At 64.7% G+C, this 18,745-nt stretch carries 16 protein-coding genes; 4 read left to right on the top strand and 12 right to left on the bottom strand.

Annotated features, from left to right (window positions below; all coding sequences use genetic code 11):
• Positions 1-22: 22 nt before the first annotated feature.
• The 3 genes from xseA to leuA all read left to right on the top strand — a co-directional run bounded on the left by xseA (position 23) and on the right by leuA (position 4,323).
• Positions 23-1,402, top strand: coding sequence for an exodeoxyribonuclease VII large subunit (gene xseA, locus IAE37_RS20700; RefSeq protein ID WP_201176479.1), 1,380 nt, complete (start codon positions 23-25; stop codon positions 1,400-1,402).
• Positions 1,403-1,405: 3 nt separating this feature from the next.
• The gene (locus tag IAE37_RS20695) at positions 1,406-2,233 is read left to right on the top strand and encodes a M23 family metallopeptidase (RefSeq protein WP_201176478.1); all 828 of its coding nucleotides are present in this window, start codon (positions 1,406-1,408) and stop codon (positions 2,231-2,233) included.
• Positions 2,234-2,649: 416 nt separating this feature from the next.
• Complete coding sequence (gene leuA / locus IAE37_RS20690) at positions 2,650-4,323, top strand: 2-isopropylmalate synthase (protein ID WP_201176477.1); 1,674 nt, start codon at positions 2,650-2,652, stop codon at positions 4,321-4,323.
• Positions 4,324-4,557: 234 nt separating this feature from the next.
• Here the strand turns inward: leuA and IAE37_RS20685 are convergent, their stop codons facing one another.
• The 3 genes from IAE37_RS20685 to zwf are packed head-to-tail and all read right to left on the bottom strand — an operon-like array spanning position 4,558 to position 7,425.
• On the bottom strand, positions 4,558-5,238 hold the full coding sequence (locus tag IAE37_RS20685; RefSeq protein WP_201176476.1) for a bifunctional 4-hydroxy-2-oxoglutarate aldolase/2-dehydro-3-deoxy-phosphogluconate aldolase: 681 nt from the start codon (positions 5,236-5,238) through the stop codon (positions 4,558-4,560).
• Between the two features lie 17 nt (positions 5,239-5,255).
• A complete protein-coding gene (gene pgl / locus IAE37_RS20680) occupies positions 5,256-5,969 on the bottom strand; it encodes a 6-phosphogluconolactonase (RefSeq protein ID WP_201176475.1) in 714 nt (237 codons plus the stop codon).
• On the bottom strand, positions 5,956-7,425 hold the full coding sequence (gene zwf, locus IAE37_RS20675) for a glucose-6-phosphate dehydrogenase (RefSeq protein WP_201176474.1): 1,470 nt from the start codon (positions 7,423-7,425) through the stop codon (positions 5,956-5,958). Before zwf ends, pgl begins: the two co-directional genes overlap by 14 nt.
• Positions 7,426-7,634: 209 nt before the next feature.
• Between zwf and hexR the strand changes: the two genes are divergently transcribed.
• Positions 7,635-8,498, top strand: coding sequence for a DNA-binding transcriptional regulator HexR (hexR, locus tag IAE37_RS20670; protein WP_201176483.1), 864 nt, complete (start codon positions 7,635-7,637; stop codon positions 8,496-8,498).
• On the opposite strand, the gene IAE37_RS20665 is transcribed toward hexR, so the two are convergent.
• The 9 genes from IAE37_RS20665 to IAE37_RS20625 all read right to left on the bottom strand — a co-directional run bounded on the left by IAE37_RS20665 (position 8,491) and on the right by IAE37_RS20625 (position 18,665).
• On the bottom strand, positions 8,491-9,345 hold the full coding sequence (locus IAE37_RS20665; protein ID WP_201176473.1) for a D-hexose-6-phosphate mutarotase: 855 nt from the start codon (positions 9,343-9,345) through the stop codon (positions 8,491-8,493). The two genes, hexR and IAE37_RS20665, sit on opposite strands and share 8 nt — an antisense overlap.
• Positions 9,346-9,463: 118 nt before the next feature.
• The gene (locus IAE37_RS20660) at positions 9,464-10,765 is read right to left on the bottom strand and encodes a carbohydrate porin (protein WP_442967844.1); all 1,302 of its coding nucleotides are present in this window, start codon (positions 10,763-10,765) and stop codon (positions 9,464-9,466) included.
• 84 nt (positions 10,766-10,849) lie between these two features.
• Complete coding sequence (locus tag IAE37_RS20655) at positions 10,850-11,992, bottom strand: ABC transporter ATP-binding protein (protein WP_201176469.1); 1,143 nt, start codon at positions 11,990-11,992, stop codon at positions 10,850-10,852.
• A gap of 3 nt (positions 11,993-11,995) precedes the next feature.
• Positions 11,996-12,841: a carbohydrate ABC transporter permease gene (locus tag IAE37_RS20650; RefSeq protein ID WP_201176467.1), complete on the bottom strand. Its 846-nt coding sequence runs from the start codon at positions 12,839-12,841 to the stop codon at positions 11,996-11,998.
• Complete coding sequence (locus IAE37_RS20645) at positions 12,834-13,742, bottom strand: carbohydrate ABC transporter permease (protein WP_201176465.1); 909 nt, start codon at positions 13,740-13,742, stop codon at positions 12,834-12,836. The genes IAE37_RS20650 and IAE37_RS20645 overlap by 8 nt, the downstream gene beginning before the upstream one ends.
• 43 nt (positions 13,743-13,785) lie before the next feature.
• Positions 13,786-15,072: an ABC transporter substrate-binding protein gene (locus tag IAE37_RS20640; RefSeq protein WP_201176463.1), complete on the bottom strand. Its 1,287-nt coding sequence runs from the start codon at positions 15,070-15,072 to the stop codon at positions 13,786-13,788.
• A 104-nt stretch (positions 15,073-15,176) separates the two neighbouring features.
• Positions 15,177-16,418, bottom strand: coding sequence for a D-mannose isomerase (locus IAE37_RS20635; protein WP_201176461.1), 1,242 nt, complete (start codon positions 16,416-16,418; stop codon positions 15,177-15,179).
• 80 nt (positions 16,419-16,498) lie between these two features.
• Positions 16,499-17,959, bottom strand: a complete 1,461-nt coding sequence (locus tag IAE37_RS20630) for an ATP-binding protein (protein WP_328822763.1) — start codon at positions 17,957-17,959, stop codon at positions 16,499-16,501.
• Positions 17,940-18,665 (bottom strand): response regulator, encoded by a 726-nt coding sequence (locus tag IAE37_RS20625; protein WP_201176459.1) that lies wholly within the window; start codon positions 18,663-18,665, stop codon positions 17,940-17,942. The genes IAE37_RS20630 and IAE37_RS20625 overlap by 20 nt, the downstream gene beginning before the upstream one ends.
• Positions 18,666-18,745: the final 80 nt, after the last annotated feature.

Genomic DNA, 18,745 nt, shown 5'->3' with positions numbered 1-18,745 from the left:
CCCCGCCCCTTATCATGCCCCCATGATCAGAGACCCCTTCGAACGACTCGGCCTGGACCGCGAGGTCCTCACCGTCAGCCAACTCAACGGCCGCGCCCGCGTGCTGCTGGAAGACGTGTTCCGCAGCGTCTGGGTGGAAGGCGAGATTTCCAACCTCGCCCGCCCGGCTTCCGGCCACATGTATTTCACCCTCAAGGACAGCGGCGCCCAGGTGCGCTGCGCGCTGTTCCGGCAGAACGCCACGCGCGTGCGCCAGGCCCTGCGCGATGGCCTGGCAGTGCGGGTGCGCGGCAAGGTCTCGTTGTTCGAGGGGCGCGGCGACTATCAGTTGATCCTCGACACCGTCGAACCGGCCGGCGACGGTGCCCTGCGCCTGGCCTTCGAAGCCTTGAAGGAAAAGCTCGGCAACGAGGGCCTGTTCAGCGCCGAACGCAAGAAGCCGCTGCCAGCACATCCGCAGCGCATCGGCATCGTCACCTCGCCCACCGGCGCAGTGATCCGCGACATCATCAGCGTGTTCCGGCGCCGTGCGCCACAGGTCGAACTGAACCTCATCCCCACCGCCGTGCAGGGCCGCGAGGCCATCAACCAGATCGTCCGCGCCCTGCAACTGGCCGACGGTCGTGGCTTCGACGCGCTGATCCTGGCCCGCGGCGGCGGCTCGCTGGAAGACCTCTGGTGCTTCAACGAAGAAGCCGTGGCCCGCGCCGTGGCCGCCTGCGTCACGCCGATCGTCAGCGCCGTCGGCCATGAGACCGATGTGTCGATCAGCGACTTCGTCGCCGACGTCCGCGCGCCCACGCCGTCCGCCGCCGCCGAGCTGCTGGCACCGGACAACAGCGGCCTGCAGCAACGCCTCGATGGCCTGCAACGGCGCCTGCTGCTGCGCATGCAGAACCGCCTGGCCCACGACCGCCTGCGCGTGGAGTCGCTGACCCGGCGTCTGCGCCACCCTGGCGAGCGCCTGCGCCAGCAGGCCCAGCGCCTGGACGACCTGGACATGCGCCTGCGCCGGGCGTTCATGCTCAACCTCAACCAGCGCCGCGAGCGCCTGGCCCGCCTCGACACCCGCCTGGCTGCGCAACATCCAGGGCGCGCCCTGAAGTTGCTTGGCCAACGCCTCGACAGCCTGGCCGAGCGCCTGCCTCGGGCGATGCGTGAGGTGCTCAAGGACCGTCGCCAGCGCTTCCAGGCCCAGTTGCAGACGCTGCAGGTGGTCAGCCCCCTGGCTACCCTGGCCCGCGGCTACAGCATACTGCTCGACGAGCGAGGCCAGGCCATCCGCAGCGCCGAGCAGACCCGCAACGGCCAACGCCTCACTGCACGCCTCAATGAAGGCGAGTTGCAGGTACGGGTCGAGGACAACCACCTGACCCCGGTCACCCTTTCCCTACTGGACTGACACATGCCCCGCCTGTTCGCCCCCCTGCTCGCCCTTTCCCTCCTGCTGCTGGCCAGCGGCGCCCAGGCCAGCTACATCACCCGCACCCTGAACAAGCCGGTGCCCGGTGGCGTAGCCGTGGTCGACCTCGGCCCCTCGGCGCAAACACCGAGCGCCCGCTTCGATGGCAAGCCGGTGCTGGTGGTCAAGGAGCAGGACAACTGGCTGGCCATCGTCGGCATTCCGCTGACCCAGAAACCCGGCACCACCTCGCTGAGCCAGGGCGGCCGCACCCTGCCGTTCACCGTTGGGCACAAGAAGTACCCCGAGCAGCACATCACCCTGAAGAACAAGCGCCAGGTCAACCCTAACCCCGCCGACCTCAAGCGCATCGACCGCGAGCTGGCCGAGCAGGTCAAGGCCTACCGCAGCTTCAGCCCCAACCTGCCGAGCAATCTGGTATTGGACAAACCGGTCAACGGGCCCTTGTCGAGCAAGTTCGGCGTGCGCCGCTTCTTCAATGGCGAAGAACGCAACCCGCATGCCGGCCTGGACTTCGCGGTACCGGCCGGCACGCCGATCAAGACCCCGGCCAATGGCAAGGTGATCCTGGTCGGCGATTACTTCTTCAACGGGCGCACGGTGTTCGTCGACCACGGCCAGGGCTTCATCAGCATGTTTTGCCATATGTCCAAAATCGATGTGCAGGTGGGCCAACAGCTGCGCCGGGGCGATGTGGTCGGGCGGGTGGGCTCGACCGGGCGCGCGACCGGGCCGCACATGCACTGGAACGTCAGCCTCAACGACGCACGGGTGGACCCGGCGATCTTCATCGGGGCGTTCCAGCGGTGAGATCGGCGTCGCCTGCTTCGCGGGTAAACCCGCTCCTACAGGGCCTCCACGCCCCCTGTAGGAGCGGGTTTACCCGCGAAGAGGCCGACACGGCCACCACGACTTCGACTGTCTTGCGCCATTGAAAACTACAGCGCAATAGTTACAAACCAAAAATCACATAACCGCCATAAAATCTCGCTAATCTTATTTTTTTAAGCATTCCTCTCAATTTTTTTGAGACACTTGCCATCCCCCACCCCACTGGTTAGGGTTGAAGGCATGAAAACCTTCAGCACCCTCATCCTGCTCCGACAACATCGCAGCCTCTGCCTGGTCAGCGCCCGACTACCAGGCTGATTCGCGTCGCCTCGCCCCCCTCATCTCGTTATCGCTCGGCAGGCCCGATCTCGGCCGCACACAAAAGGATTGCTTCCATGACCATGCTCAAAGACCCTTCGAAGAAGTACCGCGCCTTCCCGACCATCGACCTGCCCGACCGTACCTGGCCGTCGAAGACCATCACCCAGGCACCGATCTGGTGCAGCTCCGACCTGCGTGATGGCAACCAGTCGCTGATCGAGCCGATGGATTCGGAGAAGAAGCTGCGTTTCTGGAAGACCCTGGTGCAGGTCGGCGTGAAGGAGATCGAAGCCTCGTTCCCATCCGCCTCGCAAACCGATTTCGACTTCGTTCGTACCCTGATCCAGGATGGTCACATCCCGGACGACACCACCATCCAGGTGCTCACCCAGGCCCGTGAAGACCTCATCGCCCGTACCTTCGAGTCGCTGCGCGGGGCCAAGAAGGCCATCGTTCACCTGTACAACGCCACCAGCCCGTCGTTCCGCCGCATCGTCTTCAACCAGGACAAGCAAGGCGTGAAGGACATCGCGGTGAACGCGGCCAAGCTGTTCGTCAAATACGCAGCCCAGCAGCCGGAAACCCAGTGGACCTTCCAGTACTCGCCGGAAACCTTCAGCGCTACCGAGCTCGAGTTCGCCAAGGAAGTCTGCGACGCGGTCATCGAAGTGTGGAACCCGACGCCAGAGCACAAGATCATCCTCAACCTGCCAGCCACGGTTGAAGTCGCCACCCCGAACATCTACGCCGACCAGATCGAGTGGTTCTGCCGCAACGTCAGCCGTCGCGACAGCGTGATCATCAGCCTGCACTGCCACAACGACCGCGGCACCGGCATCGCCGCTACCGAGCTGGGCCTGATGGCCGGCGCCGACCGTGCCGAAGGCTGCCTGTTCGGCAACGGCGAACGCACCGGTAACGTCGACCTGGTGACCCTGGCGCTGAACCTGTACACCCAGGGCGTCGACCCGGAGCTGGACTTCTCCGACATCGACGGCGTGCGCAAGGTCGTCGAAGAGTGCAACCAGTTGCCAGTCCACCCACGTCACCCGTACGTCGGCGACCTGGTCCACACCGCGTTCTCCGGCTCGCACCAGGACGCCATCCGCAAAGGCTTCGCCCAGCAGAAGGAAGGCGAGCTGTGGGAGGTACCTTATCTGCCGATCGACCCGGCCGACATCGGCCGCAGCTACGAGGCGGTGATCCGCGTCAACAGCCAGTCCGGCAAAGGCGGTATCACCTACCTGCTCGAGCAGGAGTACGGCATCAGCCTGCCGCGCCGCATGCAGATCGAGTTCAGCCAGGTCGTGCAGGGTGAAACCGACCGCCTGGGCCTGGAAATGACCGCCCAGCAGATCTACAGCCTGCTGCACAAGGAATACCTCCAGGCCAACGCCCCGTATGCGCTGGTCAGCCACCGCCTGCAGGAAGAAAACGGCCATAGCGCCGTGGAAGTGGAAGTCGCCGGCGAAGGCGAAACCACCCTGCACTGGCGCGGCAAGGGCAACGGTGCCCTGGAAGCCCTGGTGGCTGGCCTGCCGGTCTCGGTGGAAATCATGGACTACAACGAGCACGCCATCGGTGCCGGCACCAATGCCAAGGCAGCGGCCTACATCGAACTGCGCGTGGCCGGCGGCCGCCCAGTGCATGGCGTGGGTATCGATGAAAACATCACCACGGCCAGCTTCAAGGCGCTGTTCAGTGCACTGAACCGCTCGCTGAGCCAGCAGGAAGCCAAGGCGGCCTAAGCGTTTCGCTGTGAATGGAAGCCCGCATCAGGTGATGCGGGCTTTTTTTATTGCCTGTTCCGGCCTCTTCGCGGGCAAGCCCGCTCCTACAGGTCATCCGTTGCCCGAGGGCCTGCGCAACCCCTGTAGGAGCGGGCTTGCCCGCGAAAGGGCCAGAACAGGCAACACAGGAATTCCAGGCAAAAAAAGGGGCGCCAACCAAGCGCCCCATAAGCCGTAAAGCACACAACAAATTCAGTTGGCGTCCAGCAGCGCCATCGCTTCAGCGCTGCACGCCTCGATACGCGCCCAATCGCCGTTCTTGATCCAGCCGCTGTCGAGCATCCACGTGCCCCCCACGCACATCACGTTGGGCAGCGCCATGTAGTTGCGCACGTTGCCAGGGTTGACCCCGCCGGTGGGGCAGAAACGGATATCGCCGAACGGGCCGGCGAAGGCCTTGATCGCCGCCACGCCACCGCTGATTTCCGCCGGGAACAGCTTGAAGCGGCGGTAGCCCAGGGCATAGCCCATCATGATCTCGGACGGCGTACTGATGCCCGGCAGCAGCGGGATATCGCTGGCGACACCGGCCTCGAGGATGTCCTGGGTCACCCCAGGCGTCACCACGAACTGCGCGCCAGCGGCTTCGACCGCATCGAACATGCCACGATCGAGCACCGTCCCGGCGCCGACGCAAAGCTCTGGCCGCTGTGCCCGCAGCACCTCGATGGCCTTCAGGCCATGCTGCGAGCGCAGCGTGACTTCGAGCGTGCGGATGCCGCCAGCGGCCAAGGCATCGGCCAGGGGCAGGATGTCTTGTTCGCGGGCGATGGTGATCACCGGCAGAATGCGCGCCTGGTCGCAGATCGCGTCGATCCGTGCGGCTTTCTCGGCCATCGAGAGCAAAGGCTGTGGGCGTTCGAGGGTGGTCATGACAGTGTGTCCTTGGCTCATGGGCACCAGTAGATGCCCAGGGGATCGTGAAGAAAGGCGCGAATCGGCATTTCGTCGATGGCAGTGCCGGCCAGCGCGGCGCGCAGGGTAGCGAGTTTGCCCGGGCCTTGCACGGCCAGGGCGATGAAGGCGGCACTGGCGAGCAACGAGCGGCTCATCGACAGGCGCTGGTGCGGCACGCTCGGCGCCAGCAACGGCAGGCACCGGCGGCTGCCGGCAAGGTCCAGGCCCTGGGCAAGATTGGGGCTGCCTGGGAACAGCGACGCGGTGTGGCCATCGTCGCCCATGCCCAGCACCAGCACATCGATCGGCGGCAGCTCGGCCAACGCCTGGTCCGCCTTCAGCGCCGCAGCATCGAGGTTTTCCGCCTGCTGGTAGAGGCCGACGAAACGGGCACGGCCAGCCTCGCCCTTGAACAGGTGGCGGGCCAGCAGGCCGGCGTTGCTGTCGGGATGCTCCACCGGCACCCAGCGCTCGTCGGCCAGGCTCACGGTCACTTTCGACCAGTCCAGCGCCTCGCCGGCCAGCTTCTCGAGAAACGGCACCGGGCTGCGGCCACCGGACAGCACCACGCAGGCCTGGCCCTTGCTGGCAATCGCCGCGCGCAGGCGCTCGGCCACATCATGGGCCAGGGTCGCGGCCAGGACCTTGCCACTGGGCAGGTCGTGGACCTGCGCCGTTGCCGGCAGTTGCAGTTCAGATATCGCCATACCACGACCTCCCATCACGTGTAATCAATGCGATCGAGCTCATCGGCCCCCACGATCCGGCCGCGTAGGGCTTGGGCGCGTCGCCGCTGTTGCGCCAGCCGGCGATGAGCTGATCGCACCACTTCCAGGCATATTCGATCTCGTCCTTGCGCACGAACAGGTTCTGGTTGCCGCGCATCACCTCGAGCAACAGGCGTTCGTAGGCATCCGGAATCCGCGCACTGCGCCAGGTGTCGGAAAAATTCAGCTGCAAAGGCCCGCTGCGCAGTTGCATGCCCTTGTCCAGCCCTTGCTCCTTGGTCATCACTCGCAAAGAAATGCCTTCGTCCGGTTGCAGGCGAATGATCAGCTTGTTACCGATTTGCAAACGCTGTTCCGGCGCGAAGATGTAGTGCGGCGTTTCCTTGAAGTGGATGACGATCTGCGACCATTTCTGCGGCATGCGCTTGCCGGTGCGCAGGTAGAATGGTACGCCTGACCAGCGCCAGTTGCGGATGTCGGCGCGCAGGGCGACGAAGGTCTCGGTGTCGCTCTGGGCGTTGGCATTGTCCTCTTCCAGATACCCCGGCACCGGCTTGCCGTCGCTGTAGCCGGCAATGTACTGGCCACGCACCACATGGGTGCCAAGGGCCTCGCCGGTGATCGGTGCCAGGGCCTTGAGCACCTTGACCTTCTCGTCGCGAATGCTGTCGGCGGACAGGTCGCTGGGTGGGTCCATGGCGATCAGGCACAGCAGCTGCAACAGGTGATTCTGGATCATGTCGCGCAACTGCCCCGCCTTGTCGAAGTAGCCCCAGCGCCCTTCGATACCGACCTTTTCGGCAACGGTGATCTCCACGTGGGAGATGGAGTTCTGGTTCCACTGGGTTTCGAACAGGCTGTTGGCGAAGCGCAGGGCGATCAGGTTCTGTACGGTTTCCTTGCCCAGGTAGTGGTCGATGCGATAGACCCGGCTCTCTGGGAAGAAACGCGCCACCGCATCGTTGACCCGGCGCGATGACTCCAGATCGTGGCCGATGGGCTTCTCCAGCACCACCCGGGTGCGTTCGGCCAGGCCGACGCGCTCGAGGTTTTCGCAAATAGCGCCGTAGACCGCCGCCGCCGTGGCGAAGTAGGCGATCAGCGGCAGGCCGGCCCTGGCCTGCTCGGCCAAGACCTGGTAGCCGTCGGGCTGGAGGAAGTCCAGATGCTGGTAGCCCAGGCGCCCGAGGAAGCGGCCCAGCGCCGCCGGCTCGATGTCGGCCGCGGGCACATGCCGGCGCAGGTGGGCTTCGATGGTGGCCAGGTGTTCCTCGGCGCTGCCGGGCTCGCGGGCCAGTGCCAGCAGGCGGGTGTCCGCGTGCAGCAGGTCGGCGCGGTCGAGCTGGTAGAGCGCGGGAAACAGCTTGCGCAATGCCAGGTCGCCGAGGGCGCCAAACAGGGCAAAGGTGCAAGGTTCTACACTGATCGCAGCCATGATGTTGGTTCTTTCCTAAAGTTGGACTAGAAATACCGCTTTCAAAGGCAGTTTTCAAGGTTGGATGTAGTAAAAACCACAACATTGATGTCGCATGATACAGACGAGTGGTGCACCAAGCTTACCGACAGTACGATAGACAACTCTGTAAAAGGCCTGCTGTCTCGTCAGCCGCCTGCCTTCCGACCCAAGGAAACCCTATGGACCGCGTGCGAAATCTCCTGGAGCAGATCCAGGGACGCCTCGACGAGCTGAACAAGGCCGAACGCAAAGTCGCCGAAGTCATCCTGCTCAACCCGCAGCAAGCCACCCGTTTCAGCATCGCCGCCCTGGCCCAGGCGGCCAAGGTCAGCGAACCCACGGTCAACCGCTTCTGTCGCTCGTTCGGCGTCAGCGGCTATCCCGAACTCAAGCTGCAACTGGCGCAGAGCCTGGCCAGCGGCGCCGCCTACGTGAGCCGCGCGGTGGAAGCCGACGATGATCCGGCAGCTTACACCCAGAAGATCTTCGGCAGTGCCATCGCCTCGCTCGACAGCGCCTGCCAGCAGCTCGACCCGCAGCAGGTCAGCCGCGCCGTGGACATGATGATCCAGGCCCGGCAGATCCACTTCTTCGGCCTCGGTGCGTCGGCCCCGGTGGCACTGGATGCACAGCACAAGTTCTTCCGCTTCAACCTGGCCGTTTCGGCGCATGCCGACGTGCTGATGCAGCGCATGCTCGCCTCGGTCGCCCACACCGGTGACCTGTTCGTGATCATCTCCTACACCGGGCGCACCCGCGAACTGGTCGAGGTCGCGCGCCTGGCCCGCGAAAATGGCGCCTCGGTGCTTGGCCTGACCGCCGCCGGCTCGCCGCTGGCCAACGCCTGCAGCCTGAGCCTGAACATCCCATTGCCCGAAGACACCGACATCTACATGCCGATGACGTCGCGCATCATCCAGCTGACCGTGCTCGACGTGCTGGCTACCGGCATGACCCTGCGCCGTGGCGTCGACTTCCAGCCGCACCTGCGCAAGATCAAGGAAAGCCTCAACGCCAGCCGCTACCCGATCGAGGACGACGAGCTCAACTGAGGCGGTGCGCCTGCAAGCGCAGGTGCGCACGCTGCCCAGGCGCAAGGCTGAGGCCTTCGCCGCTGCCACTGGCGGCCTCGACGCAGACGAAGCCCTGGCACTCGCGCCCGGTCACGCCCATCAGTGGCCGGTTGCCGGGGTGCCAGACCACGGTATCGTCGCTGTCACCAGTGTCGATGCACAACGCCCGCTGCCAGGCCGGGTCCTGCAACTGCACCTGCGCCGTGCCCGGGTACACCCGCTGGCAGCCACCCTTGACCTTCAGGGCACCTTCGTCGCGGCATGCCTGCCGGTTCAGGCGATCGTAGCCTTCGACATCCTCCAGCCCGGACAGCGCTACCTCCGACACGTTGCTGATACGCCAGTAAGCCAGCAGCGCGTGGCTCAGCTGGCACGGCTCGCTGTCCTGGTGCTCGGTGCTCAGGCTCAGTTCCATGCGGCTGCCCAGGCGGGCATGCAGGTCGACCTGCCAATCGCACAGCTCCAGACGCCACTTCAGGGTCACGCCCTCCTCGTCCTCACGGCTGTCCAGCAGCTTCCAGTCAAGCAGCCGCGCCCAGCCATGGGCCGGCCACAGGTCCTCGCTGGGGTGCCGGCCATACCAGGGCCAGCACACCGGCACACCACCACGAATAGCGCCCACTTGCGGCCATTGCTCGGCGCACCACAACCAGGGGCGCTCGCCGGCCGGCTGGAAATGCAGCAATTGCGCGCCCTGCCGGCTGAATACCGCCTGGCAGCGCGGGTGATCGATGATCAGGACATCGCGCTGCTGGTAACGCTCCCATTCGAACGTCGGCCTGGGCCGTTGCGTGCTGAAGAAGCGATGGAGCGGATGTTCGGGCATGGTCATGGGCTCTTGTTGTTTGAGATAGCGCTATCTCGGCCTAGCCTGGCAAACCACTGCAAAGCCAGTGGATGCCAGGTACCGAAGGTGGATTGGCGTAAATTTACAACAAACCGGCTCAGAAAGACGACTGAATCTTCAAACCCGCGACCAGCGCGTTGTCGACCTCGTCGACACCTCCGGGGCTCTTGATGTACTGCAGGTTGGGCCGCACGGTCAGCCAGTTGGTGACGTGGAACCCGTAGTAGAGCTCGGCGTTGTACTCGGTACGCTGCAGCGGCACGAACCCCGGGTTGTCGTAATCGCTGATACCGCTCTGGGCATTGAGCAGCTCGGCGCGTTTCTTCACGTCGTCGTTCACATGGATCCGCGCCACGCCGAAGCCGATGTCGTCCTTGGGCCGGGCGTCGAACGCGCCTTTGTACACCAGGCCGAGCTGCTGGTAGTTGTCGACCACGTTGGTGGCCTTGTCGTGCACGGTGAAGTTGGCGAACAGGCTCAGCCCGCGGCTGGCATCACCGCCCCGGGCAGTGACCTGCTGTTGCGCAACCACCCACCAGCCATGCTTGCTCGAATGCGACTTGAAGGCCTCCCCGGTCACGGCTTGCGCATTGCCATTGACGTCGTCGAACACGTCATCGGCCTTGGCCGTGCTGTAGTAGTAGCCCAGCCGGTACTCGCCTGGCAGGCCGTTGACCTGCGGTGACCAGACCATTTCCACCGGCAGGATCGCGCCCTGGGTGCCACTGCCGCTGAGCTTGAAGCCGTTACCGGTTTCCAGGTTGGAAGGATTCTGCTCGAAGGCACCGACCTGCACGAAGAACTCGGGCGTGATGTTGTACTTGACCCGCAGCGCCCACTGGCTGACCGGCCAGTTGTACCAGATGCCACCGACCCAGTTGCCCACCTGCGAGCCACAGAACGCCAGGTTCTGGAAGTCACAGGGGAAGCTGTTGAAATCCTCGCCCTCGCCGAAACGGCCGAATTTCACGTCCAGGGCGCCATCGAAGTACTTCTGCTTGATCCACATCTGCGTCAGCCGCCAGGTCTGGCCACGCCCCCACACCTCCTGTACCGAGCTGAACTGCCCGGCGCGCGGGTCGCTGATGCGGTCGTTGGACAGGTTGCGGCCGCTGCGCTCGGTGATCGCCAGCTTGAACTCGGTATCGTGCCAGCCGAGGATCTTCTCCAGGTCCAGGTGCGCGCCGAGGGCGAACTGGTCGCTGTAGCGCGCGGTCTTGTCGTCGTTGTAGCCGCCATTGAGGTTACCGGCCACTTCACCGACATAGTCGAGGGTGAAGTCGTAGCCCTTCTCCAGCAGCTCGGTGCGCGTACCGCCCCAGTCACCGGTCATCCATTTCGATTCGCTGGAGAAGGCTTCGGCAGCCTGCACGCCGCTGTTGCCGACGAGCGCCAGCATGGCCAGCGAGCCCAACGTCCTGATGCGATTACGCTGTTTCATCCTGTTGCGTCCTCTTTTTTCTTATTGGTGGTGTAGACGATTTCAACGCCCCTTGAACAAGGCTACGTTGTCCTTCACGGCCTCGGGCGGCCTGCCCAGGCCAAGACGCTCGCCGCTTTCGGCGTCGAACAGCAGCACCCGGGCCGGGTCCAGCTGCAGGTCGAGGCAGTCGCCGACGCGGCACGCCACATCGGGCGCCAGGCGGCAGCAGACCTTGGTGTTGTTGAGGGTGACGAACACCAGCAGGTCTGGGCCGGTGGGTTCGGTAACCTGCACTTGGGCGCGGATGCCGGCTGGGCCAGTGCCCAGGCTCACCTGCTCAGGACGCAGGCCGAGGATCACCTCGCGGCCATCGAGTTCATCGCCGACCATGCCCAGCGCCAACTCGCAACGCGCCAAGCCACTGTCGAGCAATGCCAGCAACTGGCCGTCGCGCTTGACCACTCGCACCGGGATGAAATTCATCGGCGGCGAACCAATGAAACTGGCGACGAACTGGTTGGCCGGGTCGTTGTAGATCTGCTGCGGGGTGCCGAACTGCTGGATGATGCCGTCCTTCATCACCGCCACCTTGTCGCCGAGGGTCATGGCCTCGATCTGGTCGTGGGTGACATACACCGTGGTGGTCTTCAGGCGCTGGTGCATCAGTTTCATTTCGGTACGCATCTCGACCCGTAGCTTGGCATCGAGGTTCGACAGTGGCTCGTCGAACAGGTAGAGCTTGGGCCGTCGCGCGAGCGCCCGGCCCATGGCGACCCGCTGCTGCTGGCCACCGGACAGCTGCGCCGGTTTGCGCGCCAGCAGGTGTTCGATCTGCAGCAGCTTGGCCACCCGGGCCACCTCCTCGTCGATCGCGGCCGGGGGCAACTTGCGGATCTTCAGGCCGAATTCGATGTTCTCGCGCACGCTCATGGTCGGATACAGCGCGTAGGACTGGAACACCATGGCGATGTCACGATCCTTCGGGCTCATGCCGCTGACGTCCTGGTCGTCGATCAGGATCGCGCCACCGGTAATCTGCTCCAGGCCGGCGATGCAGTTCATCAGGGTGGACTTGCCGCAACCTGAGGGGCCCACCAGGATGAGGAACTCGCCATCCTTGATCGACAGCTGGATGTCCTTGAGCGTATCCGGCAGCCCGCTGCCGTAGGTCTTGTTGACATTGCGAAGTTCAAGCGTTGCCATGGTTCACCCCTTGACGGCGCCGGCGGTCAAGCCGCGCACGAAATACTTCCCTGCCACGACGTAGACCAGCAGGGTTGGCAGGCCAGCGATCATCGCCGCCGCCATGTCGACGTTGTATTCCTTGGCCCCGGTGCTGGTGTTGACCAGGTTGTTCAGGGCCACGGTGATCGGTTGCGAATCGCCACTGGAGAACACCACGCCAAACAGGAAATCGTTCCAGATCTGGGTGAACTGCCAGATCAGGCAGACCATGATGATCGGCGTCGACAGTGGCAGGATGATGCGCCGGAAAATGGTGAAGAAACCGGCACCGTCCAGGCGCGCGGCCTTGATCAGGGCATCGGGGATGCTGACGTAGAAGTTGCGGAAGAACAGCGTGGTGAAGGCCAGACCGTACACCACATGCACCAGCACCAGGCCGCTGGTGGTGCTGGCCAGGCCGAGCTTGCCGAGGGTGAACGAGGCCGGCAGCAGCACGGTCTGGAACGGCAGGAAGCAGCCGAACAGCAGCAGGCCGAAGAACAGCTGCGAGCCACGAAAGCGCCACATCGACAGCACGTAGCCGTTCAATGCACCGATGGCAGTGGAGATCAGTACCGCTGGCACGGTGATCATCACCGAGTTCCAGAAGTATCCGCTGACCGTACTCCAGGCCTTGACCCAGCCGATGCCGGTGACCGCTGCCGGCCAGCTGAGCAGGTTGCCGCTGCCGATGTCTTCGGGAGTCTTGAAGCTGGTCAGCAACATCACCACCAGCGGCACCAGGTACAACAGCACGGCGAGCAGCAGTACACCATGAATGGCCACGCGGCTCAGGCTCAGGGCCGGTTTGGAGGCTGGGCTATGCATGGCGCTTGCTCCGCAGTTCGGAGTACAGGTAGGGCACGAGGATGGCGAGAATCGCCCCGAGCATGAGGATGGCGCTGGCCGAGCCCATGCCCATCTGCCCGCGGCTGAAGGTGAACGCGTACATGAACATCGCCGGAAGGTCGGAGGAATACCCCGGCCCGCCAGCGGTCATCGCCGCCACCAGGTCGAAGCTCTTGATGGCGATGTGCGAGAGGATCATCAGCGCGCTGAAGAACACGGGGCGCAGGCTGGGCAGCACCACCTTCCAGTAGATCCGCGGCAGGCTGGCGCCGTCGATCTGCGCGGCGCGGATGATCGACGGGTCGACCCCGCGCAAGCCGGCGAGGAACAGCGCCATGATGAACCCCGAGGCCTGCCACACGGCCGCGATCACCAGGCAGTACACCACCCGGTCGGGGTCGATCAGCCAGTCCAGGCGAAAGCCCTCCCAGCCCCAGTCGCGCAGCAGTTTGTCGAGGCCCATGCCGGGGTTGAGCAGCCACTTCCAGGCGGTACCGGTGACGATCATCGACAGCGCCATCGGATACAGGTAGATGGTGCGGATGAAACCTTCGCGGCGGATGCGCTGGTCGAGCAATACCGCCAGCAGTACGCCGATGACCAGGCTGATGGCGATGAACAGGCCGCCGAACAGCAGCAGGTTCTTGCTCGCCACCCACCAGCGGTCGTTGTCGAACAGCCGCGCATATTGCGCGAGGCCGGCCCATTTATAGGTCGGCAGGAAGGTCGAGGTGGTGAAGGACAGGACGAAGGTCCACAGGATGTAGCCGTAGAAGCCCACCAGGACGATGAACATGCTGGGCGCCAGCACCAGCTTGGGTAGCCAGCGCTGCAGGGCGTCCAGGGGAGAGGCCCGCAGTTGGGCGGTTGCTGTTGTCATGAGTTACCTCGCAGGCACTGTCACACACAGTTGTGGGAGCTGCCTACTTGGCCGCAGTGATCGCCGCCGCCAGCTTCTTCGCCGCATCGGCCGGGTCGGCCTTGGGGTCGTTGATGTAGTTGGTCACCACGTCGAAGAACGCACCCTGCACGGCCAGCGTGGTGGCCATGTTGTGCGCCATGCTCGGCTGCAGGCCGCCGGTCTTGGCGTCGGCCAGGAAGTCCTTGGCGGAAGTCTGCGCGCAGGCGTCGAAGCCGTACTTGCCCATGTCGGCGAGCATGTCGTTGCGCACCGGGATCGAGCCCTTGTTGGTGCTGAACACCTTCTGGAAGTCCTGGCCCAGGACCTTGCGGGCGATGTCCTGCTGGCCGGCCGCGGTGCCTTTATCGTTCTGCTTGAAGACCACCAGCGAGTCGATGTTGTAGAGGAAGCCCTGGGCGGTGCCGGGGAACGGCACGCACTGGTAATCCTTGCCGGCAACCTTGTTGGCCAGGGTCCATTCGCTCTTGGCCCAGTCGCCCATGATCTGCATGCCAGCCTTGCCGTTGATGACCTTGGCGGCTTCCAGATTCCAGTCCTGGCCCTTGCCGTCAGGGTCCATGTAGCTGGCGACCTTCTTCAATTCGGTCAGCGCCTTGACCATTTCAGGGCCGGTCAGTGCGCCCTTGTCGAGGTCGACCAGCGCCTTCTTGTAGCCTTCGGCGCCCATCACCGACAACACCACGCTCTCGAACACGGTGCTGTCCTGCCAAGGCTGGCCGCCGTGGGCGAGCGGGATGAAGCCAGCGGCCTTGAGCTTGTCGGCAGCGGCATAGAACTGTTCGAGCGTGGTGGGCGGCTGGTCGATGCCGGCCTTCTTGAACACTTCAGGGTTGATCCACAGCCAGTTGATGCGATGGATGTTCACCGGCACGGCAACGTAGTCACCTTCATACTTCATGGTGTCGGCGACTTTCTTGTCGAGCAGGCTGTCCCATTTTTCTTCCTTGGCGACATCCTTGAGCACGTCAGTGTCCAGCAGCCCGGTGGCGGCCCAGTCCTGGATATCCGGCCCCTTGATCTGCGCGACGCCCGGCGGGTTGCCGGCCACCGCGCGGCTTTTCAGCACGGTCATGGCCGTGGCCCCGCCACCGCCGGCGACGGCGCCGTCCTTCCAGATGAAACCGTCTTTCTCGACCTGGGCCTTGAGCACGTCCACGGCGGCCTTTTCGCCACCGGAGGTCCACCAGTGCACGACTTCGACAGTGCCTTTGGCGTCGGCAGCCAGGGCGTTGAGCGGGAACAGTGATACCAGGGAGAGGGCGCCAGCGAGGCGAAGGGCAGCGTTCATGAATGTACCTTTCTTGTTGTTATGCCGTGCAAGTCGGTCGCTTGCGTTGCATGGAGTCTAAACAGCCTGTCTGCCTCGCCAGGTAACGAAGCGATGCGCGAATGTCATCGTTTGGTTACATTGCGCGCCAGGTTGCTCGCCAGGCTCGGCGCCAACGCCAAGCCGGGCAACAGCAGCGCCTGGTAGGCGTGGTACAGGTCGGGTTTGCCCGGCCAGATCGTCCCGGCCGGGCGGTTGCTGCTATCGAGTTCGTGGTGCCAACTGCCACCGGCGAGGTCGATGAAGTGGTTGTCGATGAAGCCCCAGAAACGCTGGTACCAGCGCTGGTAATGCATTTCGCCAGTGCGCAGGAGCAACGCCGCAGCCGCGGCGCAAGCCTCGGCGTGCACCCAGTGCAGGCGCGCCCGTACCACTGGGCGGTTGTCCCAGTCGAGGGTGTAGACGAAGCCCTCGGCACCATCGACCTGCCAGGCCTGGCTGCAGGCACTCTCGAACAAGCCTCGGGCGCACGGCAGCAGCCAGGCCGGCACATCCCGCCCGGCCTGGGCCAGGCTGGCCTCCAGGTGCAGCAACAGGCGCGCCCACTCCAGGCCGTGGCCTGGCGTCGTGCCGTAAGGCCGGAAATGGTCGGCGGGATGCTCCTGGTTGTAATCGGGCAAGGGCTGCCAAAGCGCGTCGAAATGCTCGACCACCCTGTACTGATTGGCCTGGGCAATGTCGTGGATGAGGCGCTCGGCTATTCGCAGGGCGCGCTCCAGCCAGCACGGGTTGCCGGTGACATCGGCCAGGGCGAGAAAGGCCTCGGTCGCATGCATGTTGCTGTTGGCGCCGCGATAGGCCTCGGGCAGTTGCCAGGCACGCGAGAAGGTTTCGCGCAGGGCGCCCTCCTCCTCGCTCCAGAAATGCGCCTCGATGATCCGCACCGCGTCCTCCAGCAACCCCTGCGCAGCGGCTGCACCCGCCACCTTGGCGGAGCTGGCGGCCAAGGCGACGAAGGCGTGCAGGTAGGCCGACTTTCCACTGTCGTGGTGGCCACCGGGCTGACTGAACCACCCACCGTAGTGGGCATCGCGCATGGCGCCGCACAGGGCGGCCACGCCATGCTCGGCATAGGCCAGGCAACCGGGTACACCCTGGATGTGCGCAAGGGCGAAGCAGTGGGTCATGCGCGCGGTGTTCATGGTGCCTGCGCGAGCCCTGGGCGGCAGATGGCCGGTGGCGTCAAGATCGCCGAAGCCATCGGGCAGCCGTGAGGCCTTGGCAAAAGCCAGCAGGCGCTGGCCTTCGGCCACACGCCAGGCAGCATGTATCGGGGAGTCGAGCCAGTTGTGACAGGAGTCGTTCATGGGCCAGCGCGTCCTTGCCAGTCGTTTGCGAATTCTAGCCAGCACCAGGGGCTAGCACGTCACAAAGCGCTGCCGGAATGTCACAGGCCGGTGACATCGCGCGGCAGCGACAACGTGACCCGCAGCCCACCCCCACGCAGGTTGAGCAGACTGACCTCACCGCCATGACTATGGGCAATGTTGCGCGCGATGCCCAAGCCGAGACCATAGCCCTGCTGCTGCCCGGCCAGTCGCATATGCGGCTCGAACACCTGCTCCTGTTGCTGCTCGGGCACGCCCGGGCCCTGGTCGTCCACCTGCAGGACGAAGCGCTCGGCGCTATCGAGAATGCGCAAGCGCGCACGCTCGCCATACTTGATCGCGTTGTCGATCAGGTTGCCGATGCAGCGACGCAAAGCCAGCGCCTTGCCAGGGTACGGCGCCAGCGCCTGCCCCTCGACGGTGATGCGGCCATCGGCCAGGTAGGGTTCGGCGAGGATCTGCAGGACCTGGTTGAGGTCGATTGGCTCGATGTTCTCGTGGATGTCGGTGTCCTTCACGCATTGCAGGGCGCCCTTGACCAGTAACTCCAGCTCGTCCAGGTCCTGGCTGAACTTGGCTTGCAGGCGCTCGTCCTCGAGCAGTTCCACGCGCAGGCGCAAACGCGTGATGGGGGTGCGCAGGTCGTGGGAAATAGCACTGAACAACTGGCTGCGTTCGGTCAGGTAGCGGCTGATACGCTCGCGCATGCTGTTGAACGCCCGCCCCACCTCGACCACCTCACTGCCGCCACGCTCGGCCACCGGCGCCACATCGGCGCCCAGCGACAGCTCACGGGCAGAGCGGGCCAGGCGCTTGAGCGGCCAGCTCTGCCAGTGCACCAGCAGGCCGATGAACAGCAACAGCAAGGCGGTGGTAAGGACGATGAAGCCGACCTGCTGGCGCGGCAGGCGCTCGGCCTCGAGGCTGGTGTAGGGCTCGGGCAGCAACGAGGCGATGTACAGCCACTCGTCCTCGCCCAGGCGGATCTGCGTCACCAGCACCGGTGGCTTGAGCGGCTCCAGGGTCAGCGAGTAGTGGGCCCAGGAACGTGGCAGTTCGTCGAGCTTGAGGCCACTGTTGAAGATGCGCAGGTCATCGGGGCTGACGAACTCCACCGAGATGTCCATCTGCGCCCCGAGGCGTTCGTGCAGCACTTGCTGGACCTCATCGATCACCGCTTGCTTGCGCGGGGTCACCGGCAGCACCGGCATGACCAGTGGCTTGACGTTGAGCGACACGAAAAAGCGCGTGCCCCCCATGCTGCGCAACTGATCGAGGACCATCGGCCGATAGGCCACCGGCAGCGAGCGAAAGTAACTGACGCTGGCGCTCATCGAATGGGCCAGGCTGCTGGCGCTGGCACGCAGGCCCTGCAGCTGGCTGGAGCGCAGCTGCGCGACCCAGATCATGCTCGACAGGCCCTGGGCGAACAGCACCGCCAGCAGGGTCAGCAGCAGCATGCGGCCGAGCAGCGAGCGCGGCAGCAGGCGCCAGCGCCGTTCAGCCCGAGCAGCGGACATGGGCAGCCAGCAGGTAGCCACTGCCGCGCACGGTGCGGATCAAGCGTGGCGGCCGCTCGCTGTCGCGCAGGCGCTGGCGCAGGCGGCTGACCGCCATGTCGACGATGCGGTCCAGCGGCATCGGCTCACGGCCACGGGTGGCGTTGCCGATGGTGTCGCGGTCGAGGATCTGCTGGGGGTTGTCGAGAAACAGCTTGAGCAGCGCGAAGTCGGCTCCGGAGAGCATCACTTCCTCACCGTCGCGGTGAAACAGCCGGTGGCTGACCGTGTCCAGGCGCCATTGATCGAAGACCAACACCGCGCCGCTGGGTGACGCCTGGGCGAAGTCGGCACGACGCAGCAAGGCCTTGATGCGCGCCTGCAGCTCACGCGGGCTGAACGGCTTGCCCAGGTAATCGTCGGCGCCCAGCTCCAGGCCGATGACCCGGTCGGTCTCGTCGGAACTGGCGGTCAGCATGATGATCGGCACGCGCGCCTGGCGTGGGTGCTGGCGCACCCAGCGGCACAGGCTGAAACCGTCCTCGTCGGGCAGCATCACATCGAGGATCACCAAATCGCAGGGTGTGGACTCCAAGGCCTGGCGAAAGCCCTGGCCATCGGCCTCGGCATGCACCTGGTAACCCAGGCGGCTCAGGTAGGTGTGCAACAGTTCGCGGATCTCCTGATCGTCGTCGACCATCAGGATGGATTTTCCGGCAGTGCTCAAGGTGGTCCGTCCTCTTGTTGGTTGCAGGTCTTTTTGCCTGCTGTCCGGTGTTGCCTTCTGGGGCTGCTATGCAGCCCCCT

Origin of the sequence: Pseudomonas sp. S31, from assembly GCF_016648105.1 — a bacterium.
In the GTDB taxonomy this organism is placed as follows: domain Bacteria; phylum Pseudomonadota; class Gammaproteobacteria; order Pseudomonadales; family Pseudomonadaceae; genus Aquipseudomonas.
The sequence above is the reverse complement of the archived record's forward strand: the minus strand, read 5'-3'. Positions and strand labels throughout refer to the sequence as shown.

What these genes read in the sequence shown, in the direction of transcription:
- xseA (WP_201176479.1), top strand. Translation starts at nt 23, where the DNA reads ATGATCAGAGACCCCTTCGAACGACTCGGCCTGGACCGCGAGGTCCTC.
- IAE37_RS20695 (WP_201176478.1), top strand. Translation starts at nt 1,406, where the DNA reads ATGCCCCGCCTGTTCGCCCCCCTGCTCGCCCTTTCCCTCCTGCTGCTG.
- IAE37_RS20665 (WP_201176473.1), bottom strand. Translation starts at nt 9,345, where the DNA reads ATGCCCGAACATCCGCTCCATCGCTTCTTCAGCACGCAACGGCCCAGG.
- IAE37_RS20655 (WP_201176469.1), bottom strand. Translation starts at nt 11,992, where the DNA reads ATGGCAACGCTTGAACTTCGCAATGTCAACAAGACCTACGGCAGCGGG.
- IAE37_RS20635 (WP_201176461.1), bottom strand. Translation starts at nt 16,418, where the DNA reads ATGAACGACTCCTGTCACAACTGGCTCGACTCCCCGATACATGCTGCC.
- leuA (WP_201176477.1), top strand. Translation starts at nt 2,650, where the DNA reads ATGACCATGCTCAAAGACCCTTCGAAGAAGTACCGCGCCTTCCCGACC.
- IAE37_RS20650 (WP_201176467.1), bottom strand. Translation starts at nt 12,841, where the DNA reads ATGCATAGCCCAGCCTCCAAACCGGCCCTGAGCCTGAGCCGCGTGGCC.
- IAE37_RS20645 (WP_201176465.1), bottom strand. Translation starts at nt 13,742, where the DNA reads ATGACAACAGCAACCGCCCAACTGCGGGCCTCTCCCCTGGACGCCCTG.
- IAE37_RS20660 (WP_442967844.1), bottom strand. Translation starts at nt 10,765, where the DNA reads ATGCTGGCGCTCGTCGGCAACAGCGGCGTGCAGGCTGCCGAAGCCTTC.
- IAE37_RS20630 (WP_328822763.1), bottom strand. Translation starts at nt 17,959, where the DNA reads ATGTCCGCTGCTCGGGCTGAACGGCGCTGGCGCCTGCTGCCGCGCTCG.
- pgl (WP_201176475.1), bottom strand. Translation starts at nt 5,969, where the DNA reads ATGGCGATATCTGAACTGCAACTGCCGGCAACGGCGCAGGTCCACGAC.
- IAE37_RS20685 (WP_201176476.1), bottom strand. Translation starts at nt 5,238, where the DNA reads ATGACCACCCTCGAACGCCCACAGCCTTTGCTCTCGATGGCCGAGAAA.
- IAE37_RS20640 (WP_201176463.1), bottom strand. Translation starts at nt 15,072, where the DNA reads ATGAACGCTGCCCTTCGCCTCGCTGGCGCCCTCTCCCTGGTATCACTG.
- zwf (WP_201176474.1), bottom strand. Translation starts at nt 7,425, where the DNA reads ATGGCTGCGATCAGTGTAGAACCTTGCACCTTTGCCCTGTTTGGCGCC.